Source organism: Gammaproteobacteria bacterium (ex Lamellibrachia satsuma), assembly GCA_019623805.1.
Classification (GTDB): Bacteria; Pseudomonadota; Gammaproteobacteria; order Chromatiales; family Chromatiaceae; genus QGON01.
The window spans coordinates 1859540-1875093 of sequence record CP053680.1 but is presented as its reverse complement, the minus strand read 5'-3'; the positions used below and the strand labels follow the sequence as shown (position 1 = coordinate 1875093).

12 protein-coding genes are annotated in these 15554 nt (G+C 52.7%); 6 read left to right on the top strand and 6 right to left on the bottom strand.

Annotated features, from left to right (window positions below):
* Positions 1 to 123: 123 nt before the first annotated feature.
* A complete protein-coding gene (locus tag HPY30_08005) occupies positions 124 to 540 on the bottom strand; it encodes a DNA-binding protein (protein QYZ65932.1) in 417 nt (138 codons plus the stop codon).
* Between the two features lie 177 nt (positions 541 to 717).
* Here HPY30_08005 and HPY30_08000 point away from each other — a divergent pair, with 177 nt between their 5' ends.
* On the top strand, positions 718 to 1296 hold the full coding sequence (locus HPY30_08000; protein ID QYZ65931.1) for a chalcone isomerase family protein: 579 nt from the start codon (positions 718 to 720) through the stop codon (positions 1294 to 1296).
* 4 nt (positions 1297 to 1300) lie between these two features.
* On the opposite strand, the gene HPY30_07995 is transcribed toward HPY30_08000, so the two are convergent.
* Entirely contained in the window at positions 1301 to 2257 is a 957-nt protein-coding gene (locus HPY30_07995) for an IS1595 family transposase (protein ID QYZ65930.1), read from the bottom strand.
* A gap of 196 nt (positions 2258 to 2453) precedes the next feature.
* Positions 2454 to 4010: a gamma-glutamyltransferase gene (locus HPY30_07990; GenBank protein ID QYZ65929.1), complete on the bottom strand. Its 1557-nt coding sequence runs from the start codon at positions 4008 to 4010 to the stop codon at positions 2454 to 2456.
* Between the two features lie 201 nt (positions 4011 to 4211).
* Here HPY30_07990 and HPY30_07985 point away from each other — a divergent pair, with 201 nt between their 5' ends.
* The 3 genes from HPY30_07985 to HPY30_07975 all read left to right on the top strand — a co-directional run bounded on the left by HPY30_07985 (position 4212) and on the right by HPY30_07975 (position 11960).
* Positions 4212 to 9926, top strand: coding sequence for a cyclic nucleotide-binding domain-containing protein (locus HPY30_07985; GenBank protein QYZ65928.1), 5715 nt, complete (start codon positions 4212 to 4214; stop codon positions 9924 to 9926).
* 74 nt (positions 9927 to 10000) lie between these two features.
* The gene (locus HPY30_07980; GenBank protein QYZ65927.1) at positions 10001 to 10876 is read left to right on the top strand and encodes a ketohexokinase; all 876 of its coding nucleotides are present in this window, start codon (positions 10001 to 10003) and stop codon (positions 10874 to 10876) included.
* Between the two features lie 211 nt (positions 10877 to 11087).
* Positions 11088 to 11960 carry a hypothetical protein gene (locus tag HPY30_07975; protein ID QYZ65926.1) on the top strand — a complete coding sequence of 291 codons (873 nt, stop codon included), beginning with the start codon at positions 11088 to 11090 and terminating at the stop codon, positions 11958 to 11960.
* Between the two features lie 277 nt (positions 11961 to 12237).
* On the opposite strand, the gene HPY30_07970 is transcribed toward HPY30_07975, so the two are convergent.
* Both HPY30_07970 and HPY30_07965 read right to left on the bottom strand, forming a co-directional pair.
* Positions 12238 to 12453: a hypothetical protein gene (locus HPY30_07970; protein QYZ65925.1), complete on the bottom strand. Its 216-nt coding sequence runs from the start codon at positions 12451 to 12453 to the stop codon at positions 12238 to 12240.
* A 164-nt stretch (positions 12454 to 12617) separates the two neighbouring features.
* Entirely contained in the window at positions 12618 to 12911 is a 294-nt protein-coding gene (locus HPY30_07965) for a hypothetical protein (GenBank protein QYZ65924.1), read from the bottom strand.
* Positions 12912 to 13066: 155 nt separating this feature from the next.
* On the opposite strand from HPY30_07965, the gene HPY30_07960 reads away from it, so the two are divergent.
* Both HPY30_07960 and djlA read left to right on the top strand, forming a co-directional pair.
* On the top strand, positions 13067 to 13732 hold the full coding sequence (locus tag HPY30_07960) for a molecular chaperone DnaJ (GenBank protein ID QYZ65923.1): 666 nt from the start codon (positions 13067 to 13069) through the stop codon (positions 13730 to 13732).
* Positions 13733 to 13792: 60 nt separating this feature from the next.
* Positions 13793 to 14605 carry a co-chaperone DjlA gene (gene djlA / locus HPY30_07955; GenBank protein ID QYZ65922.1) on the top strand — a complete coding sequence of 271 codons (813 nt, stop codon included), beginning with the start codon at positions 13793 to 13795 and terminating at the stop codon, positions 14603 to 14605.
* 433 nt (positions 14606 to 15038) lie between these two features.
* On the opposite strand, the gene HPY30_07950 is transcribed toward djlA, so the two are convergent.
* Positions 15039 to 15467 carry a CBS domain-containing protein gene (locus HPY30_07950; GenBank protein ID QYZ65921.1) on the bottom strand — a complete coding sequence of 143 codons (429 nt, stop codon included), beginning with the start codon at positions 15465 to 15467 and terminating at the stop codon, positions 15039 to 15041.
* Between the last annotated feature and the right edge of the window lie 87 nt (positions 15468 to 15554).

Genomic DNA, 15554 nt, shown 5'->3' with positions numbered 1-15554 from the left:
GGCTTTTATGGATGTCTGCCAAAATAAAGCAGGGAGAGTGTTTGTTTTCGGATGAAGTGATTGCAGCGGGGGGGGGGGTGAACGAGATGCCGCTATCGTCAGCAACGATAGCGGCAGAAGGTTTTAGTCGATCCGCTCTTTGAGAGCTTTGAGCGCAGTGAGTCTTACAATTTTGCGTGCAGGCTTTGCTGCGATCTTGATCGATTCGCCCGTTGCGGGGTTGCGGCCCATCCGCGCTTTTGTGCGAGGCTTTACGACCCGGCGCACCTTTACGCCAGTGTCTGGAACTGTGAATTCACCGGAGCCACGGCGTTGCAGATGACGGGTGAGCAGACTACTCATGGAGCCGAAAACTGCGGCCACCTCTTTGCGAGTGAGGCCGGTGTCCTCAGCAATCGCAGTGATAATCTGGGTTTTGGTCTGTTTGGTGGTGATGGCTTTCAGGCGGGGTGCTGCTACTGCCGCCGCTTTTTTAGCGACAACCTTTTTCTTCGCAGCCTTTTTGGTGGTTTTCTTTGCTACTTTCTTCTTTGCGACCATTGAAAAACTCCTGGGTGGACTGGCTATTCGAGAATAAAATAGCACATAATTATTTAGGGGATAGTAATGTATCAATGAATAGTACGGATTCAATCATGAATTGTAGCGCTATTTATTTATAAAACTTTAATTTTTTCTCGTTTTTTGTCTTTTCGCCGTTAACGCCGACCTGTTTTCATGGGAGATACGATTGTGAAATTACTTTTTAGCTTATTCATTTTATTGCTGTCAGTAACCGATGCATGGTCAAAAGATGTGGGAGGTATCACGCTCCCTGAGCAGGTAAATGTGGGTGGCAGTAGTGAAACATTGCAGCTGAATGGTGCGGGAATCAGGAAAAAGTTCTTCTTCTCCATCTATGTTGCCGCACTCTACATGCCGGAAAAGACAGGGGATGCGGAAAAAATCATCAATGCAGATGTAACCAAAAGAGTGCTGATGCATTTTGTCTATTCTGAGGTTGAAAAGGAGAAAATGCGTTCTGGATGGGACGAAGGTTTTTCTGGCAATCGAAGTGCGGATGAAATGAAGGTGTTGCGTGAGCGCCTCGATAATTTCAATGCGATGTTCGACACGCTGCACGAAGGGGATGTGGTGTTGCTCGATTACCTGCCAGGTGTCGGAACCAGAGTGACCGTTCGGGGTGAACAGAAAGGCATGATTCCCGGCGCTGATTTTAATCAGGCGCTGATGAGTGTCTGGTTGGGCGCCTCACCCGTGACCAGTAGTTTGAAATCGGCGCTTTTGGGTAATTGAAAGGCTATGTATAAGTTAGCTGTTGTGGAACCCTCCCGATAGCTTCGAGAAAACAGATATTGGGTGTTATCTCAACACGATACCGTTCAAGCATGCGACGCCAGCCAAGGTAGTTGGTGAGATATTTGGTGGCAACCCCATTGAAGCGCCGCAACCACGTCTTGAGGCGACTGTCATAGGCATTGACGTTCTGAATATGGAACGCGCCGCGAACACGAGGCCCTCGACTCGCCATGGCTTGGTGAGTTATGCCCTCAGCCTTGGCAAAGGTCGTGTAGACAGCGGCACCATCCGTACAGAGAACGGCATCAGGGTCCAGCAGCGGTTTAAGCACAGCCCTTACATGAATAGCATCCAGCTTATGTAGAATGAAATCCGCGGTTGCGCCACTTCGATCTCTGGTTACCAATACGGGGATGTGATCTGCTCCCGTCCCTCTGGTTCGACCCACGCCGCCTCGATGCCGTGCTGGGCGCGGGATCTGACGCTGTCCCTTGAAGGACTCAAGAAAGAAGGTTTCATCCGCTTCAACAATGCCATGCTCATGATGTGCCCGATGTCCGGAAGTCATTTGTAGAAAACGGTGACGCCACAAGAAAGCGGTATTGTTACTGATCCCACACAGGACTGCCGCACGGCGAACAGATAGCCCCTCAATCAGGGTTTGTGCATAACGAAACCACAGGTCACGGTGCCGCAAATGGGCCAGAGGGGTGCCTGTTAACGGATTACTGGTGTGGCCACAAGCACTGCAGCGGTACCGAGGCAGGCCATGACTTGAACCCCACGGTCGCAAACGGGTGGATTGGCAATGGGGGCAACAGTGAGGTGGGGTTGCATCGAGTAGCAGGTCAACTGCAGATGTCTCATGTCGTTGAAGATGGGCGTGGAGTCGCTGCCATTGACTGGGGGAGAGTGACTTCAATTCTCCAAGCAACCCTGTAAAGTCTTTCTTATTCATGGCATTACCTCCTAGTTGGAGTGCTCACTTATAAGAATAGAACTTCTGCAACAGTTAACTTAAACAGAGCCAATTGAAACGGCTGGATTTTGATGGTTTTGTAGTAATTTCATAGGGGGTTGGGGCCAAATTTGATTGAAGCAACAGGGCTTTCAGTGCTGTTATACCCATCGAGTTTGACTCCGGTCACAGCGTCTTAAGGTGTCTCGGTAGAGAGCCAGACGCCGCCGCGTCGTTCATCTCCTGCTCCTATGAGTCTGCCATCTGCCTCCAGCATTACCGTATGGGCGCCGCCAAAGAAGAGGTTTTTACTATCCCATTGCCGCAGCCGCGGGAATTCCGTGGCAAGACGGCTGGAGACATTCTGATCTACCCCAGGTTCCATGCTGAGCAGCCCTTCTTCAAAATGGATGCGTGGGAAAGCGACAGCCTGTTGCAGTGGCATGTCGAAATCGATCAGATTGGACAGCACTTGGAGGATTGCACTGCGAATCCGGTTTGAACCACCGGATCCCGTAACAACGATTCTCCCTTGATCAAGGAATGCCAGCGTCGGGGACATCATGGAAGCGATGCGTTCATCTTCAGGCCAGTTGTGAAATCCACAGGGATTGATGTCCTCTTCCCCTAACATATTGTTCATCATGATGCCGGTGCCGGGAATGACATAACCTGACCCCTCGCCATTGGATAGGGTCATGCTTGCCAGATTGTCCTGTCGGTCCAAAATGCTGATTTGGGTCGTGCCGCGAGTGCAGATGCCGCCTTTGTGAAGTCGTTGCCGGTACTCACGTAGAACATCTTCATTCAGCAGTTTTTCTATCTTCCTGCTTTGCGTTGTGCGCAGATGCTGTGTCAGGCAGATAGCCCGGATCAGTCTTCTCAGATGATCTGCACCGCCCGGTAAATGATTGTCCAGGGAGTGTGAATCCAATAATGCGAGAGTGAAAGCGATCAGTGTGCCGCCAAGGGCTGGTGTTGGATTGGTAAAGATGCGCGCCTGCCTGTAGCGCCGTTCAAGTGGTTTACGTTTTACAGCCTGATACTGTTTTAAGTCGTGTGGGCGTAAGTGTCCTCCGGATTCCCGGCAGGTATCGGTGAGTTGTTGACCCGCCTCTCCAAGATAGAAAAGCGCTTCCCCTTCCCGGCAAAGATGTTCGAAAAAAGCTGCCATCTCTGGTTGCTTGCGCGTCTCACCCACCTGCGCGAGCTGGTCGGTGCCGATGGCTGAGCTGTGCAACTGAAATGCGGCATTGCTGGATCGGAGAATCGGCTGCACGATTCCGGAGATCAGATGCTGGAACGGATTGATCCTGACGCCTCTGATTGCTGCATTTATGGCCGGCATTGCCAGCAGTTTGAGCGGCATGCTGCAGCGTTCCCGATGTATCGCAAACACCCCTTTGATGAATCCGGGTGTGGCGATGGAACCCATACCGATATGAAAAGTCTGGCTGGCGTTTCCGAAATCAGCCACAATGGGATGAAGATTGGTGGCGGCTTCAGGCTGCTTTCGAGAAGGTGTGTGGGCGAAAAAATCGTAGACCAACGGGTCGGCATTCACCGGGCGGGCGGTAAGGAAACCGCCGCCACCGAGCGACGCAAGCACTGGTTCCGCCACACACGCGGTAAACATGGCCGCAATGGCGGCATCAAATGCGTTGCCTCCCTCCTGCAGGATCTGTAGGGCTGCGCTGGCAGTTTCCTGATGTCCTGCGGCAACTACTCCTCCCGTTGTATTTTTTTTTCGCACGTTACTTTTAGTTCCAGGAATGAAAAGACTGTTTTTGATGGTCAGATTTCAGAACTGTGACCCGTTACGATACCTTATGCAAAGCGGATCATGCTTTGATAGGTATAGGGTTCCCCTTCTTATTCAGCTTTTCTGTATCTTGCCGCTATCAAGCATAGTAAATGCAAACAGAACAGGAACTTAACTCCTAGAGGCGAACGCATGGCGGTGGCGAAAACACAAAAAGATGATGCCCTGCTGAAAAATCTGGTCCCCCTGAATACCTTGTCGGACGAGCAACTCGGCCAGCTGCTGAGCCGGATTGTGGTTGAGAAGGCGGTGAAAGGTGAATATCTCTTTCACGAGGGTGATACGGATCATCAGAATGTCTACCTGCTATCCGGCAGCGTTGGACTGCTGTCCGGCAAACGGGAGGTTGATTCTGTCGCCAGTGGTACCCAAACGGCTCGTTTTGCCTTGGCTCATCAGCTCCCCCGTAAACATTCCGCCAGGGCGAAGAGTGTGACCACCTTCGTTCGCATCGACAGCCGAATGCTAAGCGACATGTTGGCGCGGAGTCAGAAAGCCAGTTACGAAGTCAATGATATCAAGGAGCAGAGCAGTGGGGACTGGATGACCCTGCTGTTGCAATCCACCATTTTTCAACAGATACCTCCCGCCAATCTCCAGCGCGTCATGATGCGTATGGAAGAAGTTCCAGTCACCACCGGCGATGTCATTATTCGGCAGGGGGAAGAGGGGGATTACTACTATCTGATCAGCAGTGGTCGTTGCAGTGTGGCGCGCCAGCCCGAACAGGACAGGCCACCAGTGGAATTGGCGCAACTTCGTGCCGGTGACAGTTTTGGCGAAGAGGCGCTCATCTCCGACGCCCCGCGTAGCAGTACTATTACCATGGTTACTGATGGTGTGCTGGTACGACTCAGCAAGGCGGACTTCGTTGATCTGGTAAAAAGCCCCCTCTCCAGAACACTCAAATATAAAAAGGCTAAAGCCAGAGTCAAGGACGGTGCGCTCTGGTTGGATGTACGTCCACCGGAGGAGTATGAGGCGGGGCATCTGCCCGAAAGTCTGAACATGCCCTTCTTCTCGCTACGTTTCCAGGCCTCCAGTCTGGCGAATGACAGAGAGTATGTCGTCCATGGCGCCGAAGTGGGACAGGCGGCTACCGCGGCTTATCTATTGGTGGAGAGAGGTTTTGAGGTCTACGTGCTGGATCAGGCATGGGATGTAGTGGCTCCGCTTGCCGGTATTCACGTTGCTGGGGAAAAAGTCGACAACGTCATCGACTTCAAGCGGGAAGCTGTCGAGGCGAATGGGTCTGAAAACGGTCAGCCTGATGAAGACTCCCATATGGCGGAGTTTTACGCCGAGCAGCAACGTGCCGACGAAATGCAGCAGCAGTTGGAGGATGCGAGCCAGGAGTATAAGGATGTTCTTAATCGTCGTCAGACTGAAATCAAGTTGCTGAAACAGGCGTTGGTGGTTGCGCGCCGCCGGTTGGATGAGCAGGAACAGCAGGTTCAGGAGACCAGGACGGCACATGAACAGGAGATCGGTGGTCTGCAGGAGGAGTCAGCCAGTGCAGAGCATGACCAGGTTGCGGCAGCAGAAGAGATAACCTCCCTGCGGGGAAAATTGACCCGCTTGGATGAACAGAATTCCCTGGATCAAGGTCGATTGAAAGAGGAGCTGACCGGGCTGCAGATACAGCTATCGGAAACGGAAGAGGCACTGCAGGAGACCAAGGCTGCAGCTCAGGTCCGGGTTGAAGAGAGTGTTGACAAGCAGACAACGCTAGAGCGGCAACTTCAATCCATGCAGCAGGCACTTGATCGTCTACGGGAGCAGTCGACGGACGAACAGGCCAGACTGACCCGCGAGCGCGATGAACTCTCGGGGCATCTGGAAACTTTGCAGCAGGAGCTGGATGAACTACGTGCGGGCGATCTGGCGCGGCAGAAGCAGGCAGAGGAGAAGCTTGCCGAAGTGACACAGCAGGTGTCTGCTGCTGAGGCGGCGAAACAGCAGCAGGAAAAAGAAAAACAGGCCCTGGATAGTGAGCGGAATGATTTGGCGTCCCGCTTGTCCGAGAGTCAGCGTGAGCAGGAGGCCCTGAAAAACGCGGGTGTTGAGCAGGATGAGGCCAGGCAGACAGCCCTGCAATCAATTACCGGGGAGCTGCAGCTGGTCAAGGATGAGTCGGCACGTTCCGCAGAACGTCATGCGCTGTTACTGGTGGAGATGGAAGAGGCCAGGGAGAGTCTGAAAATGGATCTTGCCGACAGGGATGCCCTGTTGGAAGAACAGACACTGACCGCAACCCAGCAGACAGTCAAAATTGAGCAGTTGGAACGCTCCCTGCAGGAGACGGAGACGAGGCAGCAGGATTTGGCTGGGGAGCAGTCTGAACTGGAAGCGCGTCTCACTGCGGAGCAGGAACGGGTTGCCGAGCTGAAATGCGCCCGGGAGGATCTAGAAGAGAGTCGAACTGAACTGCAGAAGACATTGACGAATCTGCAGCAGAGTGCAGCGGAAACTGAAGCCGGTCAACAGGCCGAGCTAGCCTCCTTGCGCGCCGGGCTGGATCAGGCGCAGGCCGAAGCGGGTGACAAACAGCGTCTGTACGAAGAAGTTACTGAGTCCTTGTCGACTGCTGAAGAAACCACGCGTTCGCTTGAGGGGCGTAAAGCAGAGCTCGAGGCCAGTGCCGCACAGCAGAAACAACTTGCAGATGAACTGCGTGAATCTTTTGAAACGGCGCAAGGCCGGGTAGAAACGCTGGAAAACGAACTGCGCGAAGTGCGTTTGGCAGGTGATGATGCCGATGCACAAAACCAGGGTGTTTTGGCAGCCCTGAAAGAAGAGCTGGAACAGACGCAGACGGAGTCTGCCCACCGGCATCAGGAAAATTTAAATGGTGAAGCGGCACGACAGCAGCTTTTCGAAAAACAGACGGAACTGAAAAACGCACTGGCAGTTTCCGAGGAACAGGCTGAAACCCTGCGCCATTCGTTCAGTGAACTGGAGACGAGAGCCACCTCTCTGGAGGAAGCGCTTTCCGTCGCCAAGCTGGCAGGAGAAGAGGCGGCAGCATCTTTTCAGGAACAGCAGGATAATCTGTTACAGACCCTGGAGCAGGTTCGCGCCAATGTCGTTGATAAACAGCATGCGCTGGAGCAGGCAGGTGAGACAAGCCAGCGTCTGATAGAGAAGAAGGCGCAGTTTAAGGCATCCTTGAAGGAAGAGCGCGGTGTGACAACAGCACTACGCGAATCTCTGGAGCAGGCGGAGGCCCGCGCCAGCGGACTTGAGCAGCAGCTGTCTGCCGCTCAATCGTCAGAGGATGAAACTGCGGCCCGGCAGCAGGAAGAGCTTACTGCTCTGCAGCAGGCGCTGGACGACGCCCACCATGAGATAAGCGGCAAACAGCAGCAGCTGGAATCGAAGGCCGAGTCGAATCAGGCCACGAGCGACAGGTTGCTCGAGCTTGAACGTGCACTGGAAACAGAGCAGGGAACAACCGGGGAAATCCGCCAGTCACTGGAAAACAGTGAGGCGCGGGCTGCAACGCTTGAAGGAGATCTCGCCACAGCGAAACTGTCTGTGGATGAGACTGCGAGCCGCTACCTTGAAGAGCGGGATAGCCTACAGAAGCACCTGGATGAGGTTCAGGGCGATCTGAATGACAAGCAGGACTTGCTGGAGGCAGAACAGCAGACTACAGCGGACCTCCAGGCAAGCCTGCAACAGTTGGAAAGCAGAGCGGCCACCTTGGAAGAGGATCTTACCACTGCGAGGGAGAGTGGTGATGAAGTGGCTGCACAGTATCGTGAAGAGCGTGATGCGCTACAGCACGCCCTTGGCGAAGTGCGGGATGAGATAGAGAACAAGCAGAAGCTGCTGGAGACGAAAGAACAGATCGTTGGTGAATTGGCCGACCGGCAGAGTGAACTTGAAGCAGCGCTTGAAGCTGAGCGACAGTCGGTGGTTGGTCTTCGGGAAGCGCAGGAGCGGATGGAAGCAAGATCCGCTTCACTGGAACAGGACCTTGCCGCGGCCAAGGCGTCCGGTGATGAAATTGCCGGACAACACAGTGAACAGCGGGATGCTTTGCAGCAATCCCTGGAGAACGCCCGCAACGAAATAGAGGATCAGCAGCAGCAGTTGGAGTCGGCTGTCGCCTCGATCGATGTATTGACTGAAGAACGGACTGCCCTGCAGAAGATGATCGAAGATGAGCGGGGGGCTGGCTCTGAGCTGGGGCAGGCATTGGAGCTTGCAGAAACCCGCATCGCCACCCTGGAGCAGGATCTGGCATCAACCAGAGAGGCGGATGATGAGACTGTGGCGCGTTATCGCGAGGAGCGGGACAAGCTGCAGCAGTCGGAGTCGGAGCTGCAGGCCCAGCTGGAGCGGGAGCAGGAATCCACAGCGACCTTGCAAAGGACGGTTGAGGAGACGCAACATCGGTCTGGAGAGATTGAAGGCGAATTGCAGGCCTTACGGGATGAGTCGGCTACTGAGGAGAGCGAGCGGCAGCGGGCGCTGAAGTTGTTACAAACCGAGAAAAAAGTGGTTGAGGAGCGGCTTGCGGCGATTGAAACGGAAAGCCAACAACAGCTGGCTTCACAAAAGGAAGCGTTGGCCCAAGCTGAAGAAACACTGGCATCTTCACGGCTGGCATGGAACGAAGAGAAGGAGCAACTCACCCAGACGCAAAATAGCGCCGAGCTGCTGACCGCAACGTTGCAGCAGCAGCTTGATGAGGCCAAAGAGGGTCTTGAGCAGGCGACAGCAGCCAGGGCTGCCGGTGAAGACAGGGATAGTGAGGTGTTGGGTCAGGCACAGAAACAGATCACAGAGCTAAAGCGGACTGTCGACGGGTTGCGTGAAGTGCAGCTGGAGATGGAGGCTCAGTTAGAAGATGATGTGGAGTCTGAGATTCAAAAGCTGCGCACAGCGCTCGAAAAGGAGGAGAAGCGGCGCAGAGATGCGGAACAGCAGGCGCAGCAGGTCGATTTCCTGCAACGGGAGCGGCAGGTTCAGGAGACGGCAGTAGAGATGCTCGAAGAGGATTTTGAGGGACTCACCAATGAAAAGATTGCCCTTGAAGAAGAGCGCGACACCCTTTCCAAACAGCTATCGGATCTGCGGGATCAATTCGCTGATTTGATGGGTGAAAATGATCAGCTGCACTCAGAACTGGTGGAAAACAAAAGCACAGCCGAAGACTCTGAGATAGCTGACACCCTGCTCGATCAAATGGAGCAGATGCGTCAACAGAAGGAGTCGGTGGAAGAGGCGCGGGATCAAGCCGAAGGACAGGCGAAGCGTCTGAAAAAAGAGGTAAATGAACTGCGCTCGGTGATGGAAGAGTATGTGGAACAGATCCAGACAGTGCAGTCCCTTGGCGCTGACGATGAGGTTGATGCGCTGCGTACGGAACTCAACATGGTGCGTAGCCGGGCGTCTGAGGATCTGGAGCAGATGCGTCAGGCATTGGATGCGGCAGAGACACAGGGTAAGCAGTCAGGGCGTGATATGAATGAGGTTGCGGCCCTGCAGGCGACACGGCAGGAGCTCGATTCGATCAAGAAGGCGTTACGTGAGAAAGAGCAGACCCTGCGTATGTCGCAGAGACAGTGCCGCACATTGGAGGACGCCATTGAAGATCGTGACGGCGAGGTGGATCGTCTGGGACGCAAGCTTGAGGTGTTGCTGAGGCAGACCGGCAGTAATTCCCGGATAGCTGATGAGTCTGAGCCGCTGAATGGCGATAATCTGCATACATCCGAATTGGAGTTCGATGACAGCGTCGGGGAGGCAGACCCCGCCTCGCTCGATGGCCAGGAGACCTCCGGTAAACGTCGCTATTCTCTGGGTGGTTTGTTCAAGAAAAAGAAAGATAGCTGATAATTCAGTCAAACCCTCATCTCAGTTAGACTCTGCCTGTTTACTGTAGATCAGCACCGGACGGTCTCTTCTCCATGCATATATTGTCGGTCGGTATTGCGACCCTGGATATCATCAACACGGTCGTCGCCTACCCCTCGGAAGATGAGGAGTTGCGTGCGCTTGAGCACAGGGTTGCACGTGGAGGCAATGCCACCAATACCCTGGTGGTCTTGAGCCAATTTGGTCATGCTTGCAGTTGGGCGGGCACTATCGCCGATGAGCCCGACAGCCGGTATATCCTGGACGACCTCACGCGCTATGGTATCGACCTCTCCCATCTTGTTCATCACGCCAGCAGCAAGGTTCCAACGTCCTATGTGGTGTTGAGCAGGGAAAACGCCTCCCGTTCCATCGTCCACTATCGCGACCTTCCTGAATACAGCGCGGCAGATTTCAATGCCGTCAATCCTGTCGAGTTTGATTGGATTCACTTCGAAGGCAGAAATCCAACCGAGACCCTGCAAATGCTGCAGCGAGTGAAGGAAGGCTTTCCACAGGTTGGCTGTTCTCTGGAAGTTGAGAAGCCGCGTGATGGCATCGACGCGTTGTTGGCGTTGCCGGATGTGCTGTTCTTTTCAAAGGTGTTTGCCGAGAGTCGTGGGCATGCTGATGCCGCTTCCCTTCTTATGGCCATGCGGGAGTGTAATCCGCGGGCGCTGCTGTTTTGCGCCTGGGGCGATGAGGGTGCCTGGATGCTTACGGCGGATGGTGGCATGCAGCATCAGCCGGCAGTACAGCCTGCAGAATTGGTGGATACGCTGGGGGCCGGTGATGTGTTCAATGCAGGTGTGATCGATGCTCTGCTAAGAGAAAACTGTTACGAGAAGGTGTTGATGCAGGCGGTTAGGCTTGCTGGAATCAAGTGCGGACAAGTAGGTTTTGACATGAAAAAAACCGGGGCATCATGATCCGGTATTCTAAGACAACGGACAGCGTGAGAGGCCAGTCAGAGAGGAGTATGAATTCCAGTGAAATTTCAGTTGTTTAAGAAACTGTGGCAAACTGAACCCTCTCTAAAATTGAACCTGATTCCTCTGCCCTGGCGTATGACTTCAGATTCAGTATGCGCCCCTTGCGGATTCTTCGGGTGAGTCTCAGGGTAATCAGGAAATACTAAACATGTTTAAAATTGTTTTATCAAATCAGACGCTCCTTAAAATTGCGTTCTCAAACAGAATAGGCAGAGCGCTTGTTCGAGGGAATCTTCTGAAACTTTCAAGCTATAGCGACAGAAGTGTAGCGGACCATATCTACACATCAATTAAACTGAACAATAGAACCTCTAAAGAGAGTAAGGCAAACAGATTTCAGGATATCGATCAACATACTGTAGATCTGCTCAAGGAGTTTGATAAACCCATTTTTCACGATGTTGGGGTGTCGAGCGGTATTACATCATTTGAACTTTATAGTCTGCTACAGGAGGAGGGTGTTAGTACCAAATTTATTGTTTCTGATAAATTCGCAAGATTCTACTATGAGAAAATGCCCCTCTATACAAAAATATACGATTCTGAAAAAAACTTCCTTAATGGGTATATTGGCCCCGTTTTCGCTGACCAGGAATCCAGCGGTAAATTCTTTATTACTCGATGGGTATTTCAGCTATTGAGCAAAAGGCCAGAGTCGAAAGAACTTGGCACCATACTTTTTTATGATCCGAACATTCTTTCCTGTATAGCTAAGAAAGAGATTTTTCATCAAAACTATGACATTTTTGCCGCACCAATGGATGAGAAATGTTCATATTTGCGCTGTATGAACCTATTGAATAAAGGTTATTTCCCGGATGAGTTAATTATAAAAGGGGTGGCCAATCTATTTCACTCAATATCGGAGGGCGGCGTATTACAGATCGGTCGTACTGTTGATGGGGTGAATTGCGTGACATTTTTCCGCAAAAAAAATCAACAGCTGGATGTGATTATGCATCTTAATGAAGGAACGGAAATACTCGACCTTATTGATTCTATCGACTTCAAAGCGCAGTAATTCAACAGGCCCTAGGAGACTGTCGGGTTTAACACTGTTTGGCTGCAAATCCCTGGATGACGATAAACTGATTTGATTCGCCCCCAGTGATTTTATTACGGGCATCCTGCCCTTCACCCCTTCGGGGGCAGCAGAGCTGCTCAATCCGCTCCTGCGGATTAGTCGCATCAAGCGGATAAACCCGACAGCCTCCTAGTGGAAGAAGGCGCTAATCTGTAGAGGGATCGGACATAAAAAAACCGGGACTCTATGTCCCGGTTTTAAACGTGGCGCAGGATCAGTCGAAATAACCTAAGAAAATCGCAGGATCCACGTCGGCCAGGTCGTGCGGCAACCGTTGTTCCTTAGTGGAAGTGGTCTGGACTTCCTGCAATCCCAGTTCCGCTGTGGGGGTATCTTCCACAGGGGGTGTCATTCGAGTTGCCGGTGCTTGAATGGCAGGCGAACACGATTCGACTAATCTACCCGTGGACATGTCATAAACTTTTTTCATGACGTACCTCCTTAAAATGTCGGAACGTTGCTTTCACTTAATGTGTCGGCGGGCCAGCTGATTTCTTTAGCCTGCGTAACTTTGTACCATATTTTTTGTTGGAAATGTGAACGCGTCGCCTTGAGGTTACATCAAGTATTTGAAGTCAGTCGCAAAATTCCCATCTATTCTTCATTATCCAGTTGGTCCAGCGGATTTATATGGGTATCTCCGGCGGGTTTGTCGAGATCGACGCCATAGTCATCCTTGCCGATGTCATAGGAACCGGCCCAATCCTCCGGCGGGGCGATGCTGCGGGCTTCCAGTGCCTCCCAGTCTTCAAAATCGTACTCTTCGATAGTACCGTCGTAGAACTGGACCTCGATGGAGCCATCTTCTGCATCGTAGGCCACGACCTCAAGGTTCTCCCCTTCGTTGGTTTTGAACCAGGCCCCCACTTTGAGTCTAGGGATGTTCATCTTCACCTCTCTCCCGGTTGTAACTTCTTACCTACTATCAATTATGGCACTGGAGATCGTTTCGGCCATTGCGCAAAGTCATTTAATCTATCCAGTTAAATGGGCTATTAAGGAGATATATGCGCAAAGTGTTCTCGTTGAATTAGAATGTCTAGATGGAAATTGATGGTAATCACTTCTCCGGTACCCTGCTCTGGTGGCTGGGATCCTTGTACGGCGTAGCGATTTTTTATGCGCTACGCATGTCGCCTTGGCGTCGCTTGACGCAGGAGGGGCAGTTGCATGTTTTTCTGGGCGCCATCGTGGTGTTGATCCTGTTGTGGCATATACGGGGGGAGATTCACCCCGGCCTCTCCTTCCACCTGTTGGGGGTGACCACGGTGACCCTGATGTTCGGCTGGTCTTTTGCGCTGATCATCGCCAGTATCGCCCTGTTGGCGGTGACGCTGAATGCCGGTTACGGCTGGGAAGGATATGTACTCAGTATCATCACTGTAGGTTTGCTGCCAATCACCCTGTCCCAGATATCCCTGGTGCTGGTGCGCTCCTGGTTTCCAAAAAACTTCTTTATCTATGTTCTGGGTAACGGTTTCATGACTGCATGGCTGGTGGCCTACATCAGTGGCTATGCGGCGGTGGGTCTACTGGTCTACAGCGGCACCTATACGCTGGAGGCGCTGCAGGTCACGATCATGCCTTTCTTCCCGCTGATGTTTTTTCCGGAGGCGATTCTCAACGGTTGGATCATTACCATTCTGGTGCTTTACTTCCCTGGATGGGTCTATTCATTCAGTGATGAACTCTACATCAAAGGCAAGTAGTTCCCGCCTCGGTGTTCGTATTAGAATGGCGTCCGATGTCTCTATTTCAGGAGTAAGGCTTTGAGTTGGTGGGGAAAACTGGTCGGTGGGGCTTTTGGCTTCATGCTTGGGGGCGCGTTGGGTGCCGTGTTGGGCGCTGCGTTGGGTCACAAGTTCGATAAGGGTCTCGAGGGAGTGCCCGGCGGTGGCGCCGAATGGGGTGCTGGAGGCCGTGAGCGGGTGCAGACCGCTTTCTTCACCGCCACATTCTCGGTGATGGGGCGCATTGCCAAGGCTGATGGCCATGTCTCACCGGACGAGATACGTCTGGCGCAGGCGGTGATGGAGCAGATGTCCCTGTCTGAGGAGATGCGCCAGACCGCAATCCGGCTTTTTAATGAAGGCAAGGCGGATGGTTTTCCTCTGGACGAAGTACTGGAGCAGTTCCGTGTCGAGTGTCATCGTCGCAGTACGCTGATCCAGATGTTCATGGAGATCCAGATCCAGGCAGCCTATGCGGATGGGCGCATGGATGCGAAGGAAGAGTCACTGCTGCTGCATATCTGTGCGCGGCTGCATATCTCTGAAGTCACCTTCCGCCAGTTGGAGAAGATGATCCGGGCGGAGCGCCATTATGCGGGAGCCGGTGAAGGACGGCGCCAGGCACCGCGGGAGCGTTTTTCCCTGGACGATGCCTACGCTATTCTCAATATCGGGGCTGATACAACGGACAAAGAGGTCAAACGGGCCTACCGGCGTCTGATGAGCCAGCACCATCCCGACAAGCTGGTTTCCAAAGGGTTACCCGAGGAGATGATGAAGATGGCCGCCGCGAAGACCGATGAGATCCGCAAGGCCTACGAGCGGGTGAAAGAGGCGCGCGGGATGAGATAAAAACAGGCAAAAGGTTACCTGATTACCCCTGAGACTCAGCCACTGAGGAGAGCTATGAGTGTAACTCTATGAAAAAAGCCATTACTTTGTGTTGCTGATTGTTGGGCAGCAGAACATACTGATTTCTCCGTCTTTTTGAATTTGAAAACCAATGTCGAATCAAACAGTTGCTGTCATTGCGCCACAATAGCTGAGTCTCAGGGGTAATCAGGAAAGGTTAAGGGAGGCCGTGCAAGCGGGAAGGCCGGACTTTGTCGTGACTGCTGGCGCTGGAAAAGAGGGAGGTAGGAACGTTAATCTTCCTAGGCCCTAGTAAGCGCTCTCTTGATTAATGGGATGGGTCCATACCATTAATCAAGTTGCCGTTTGCTGGAGATGGAAGGAGCAAAATGTCCATACTGCCCAATCTTCCGGTCTCCACCAATAAAACCCGTCAACTGGTGATATATTTTTCCAGCTGCTCGATCACGAACTGCTGGTCGGAGATGATGGCCTTTACCAGATCCCCGATAGAGACAATCCCCACCACCTGCTCCTCGTCGATGATCGGCAGATGCCTGACCCGCTTCTCGGTCATAACGGCCATGACCTCGTCGGCGGTCCGACTGAGCGTGGCGCAGACCACCTCTTGTGTCATGACTTCCCTGACCTTGGTCTCCAGCGAGGTACGTCCTTTCAAGATCACTTTGCGCGCATAGTCCCGCTCCGAAATCAGTCCTTTCAGTTTTCCTTCTTCCATTACGACCAGTGCGCCCAGCTCCTTTTCCGCCATGAGTTTCAGTGCCTCCAGCACCGTCTCCTCCGGTCCGATTGTAGAGACATCGTACCCTTTGGTATCCAGGATCTCTTTAATGGTATTCATCTGCGACTCCTCATCGATTGCGAAAATTCGGAAAACTGAACTCTTCATTGGAGCTAAACTTTATTTTTAGCCATGGTCGTCTCCTTG

Excerpts from the sequence above, each read along its gene's own strand:
- HPY30_07965 (QYZ65924.1), bottom strand. The coding sequence starts at position 12,911 with ATGAACATCCCTAGACTCAAAGTGGGGGCCTGGTTCAAAACCAACGAA.
- HPY30_07960 (QYZ65923.1), top strand. The coding sequence starts at position 13,067 with ATGGAAATTGATGGTAATCACTTCTCCGGTACCCTGCTCTGGTGGCTG.
- HPY30_07970 (QYZ65925.1), bottom strand. The coding sequence starts at position 12,453 with ATGAAAAAAGTTTATGACATGTCCACGGGTAGATTAGTCGAATCGTGT.
- HPY30_07950 (QYZ65921.1), bottom strand. The coding sequence starts at position 15,467 with ATGAATACCATTAAAGAGATCCTGGATACCAAAGGGTACGATGTCTCT.
- HPY30_07975 (QYZ65926.1), top strand. The coding sequence starts at position 11,088 with ATGTTTAAAATTGTTTTATCAAATCAGACGCTCCTTAAAATTGCGTTC.
- HPY30_07995 (QYZ65930.1), bottom strand. The coding sequence starts at position 2,257 with ATGAATAAGAAAGACTTTACAGGGTTGCTTGGAGAATTGAAGTCACTC.
- HPY30_08000 (QYZ65931.1), top strand. The coding sequence starts at position 718 with ATGGGAGATACGATTGTGAAATTACTTTTTAGCTTATTCATTTTATTG.
- HPY30_07985 (QYZ65928.1), top strand. The coding sequence starts at position 4,212 with ATGGCGGTGGCGAAAACACAAAAAGATGATGCCCTGCTGAAAAATCTG.
- HPY30_08005 (QYZ65932.1), bottom strand. The coding sequence starts at position 540 with ATGGTCGCAAAGAAGAAAGTAGCAAAGAAAACCACCAAAAAGGCTGCG.
- HPY30_07980 (QYZ65927.1), top strand. The coding sequence starts at position 10,001 with ATGCATATATTGTCGGTCGGTATTGCGACCCTGGATATCATCAACACG.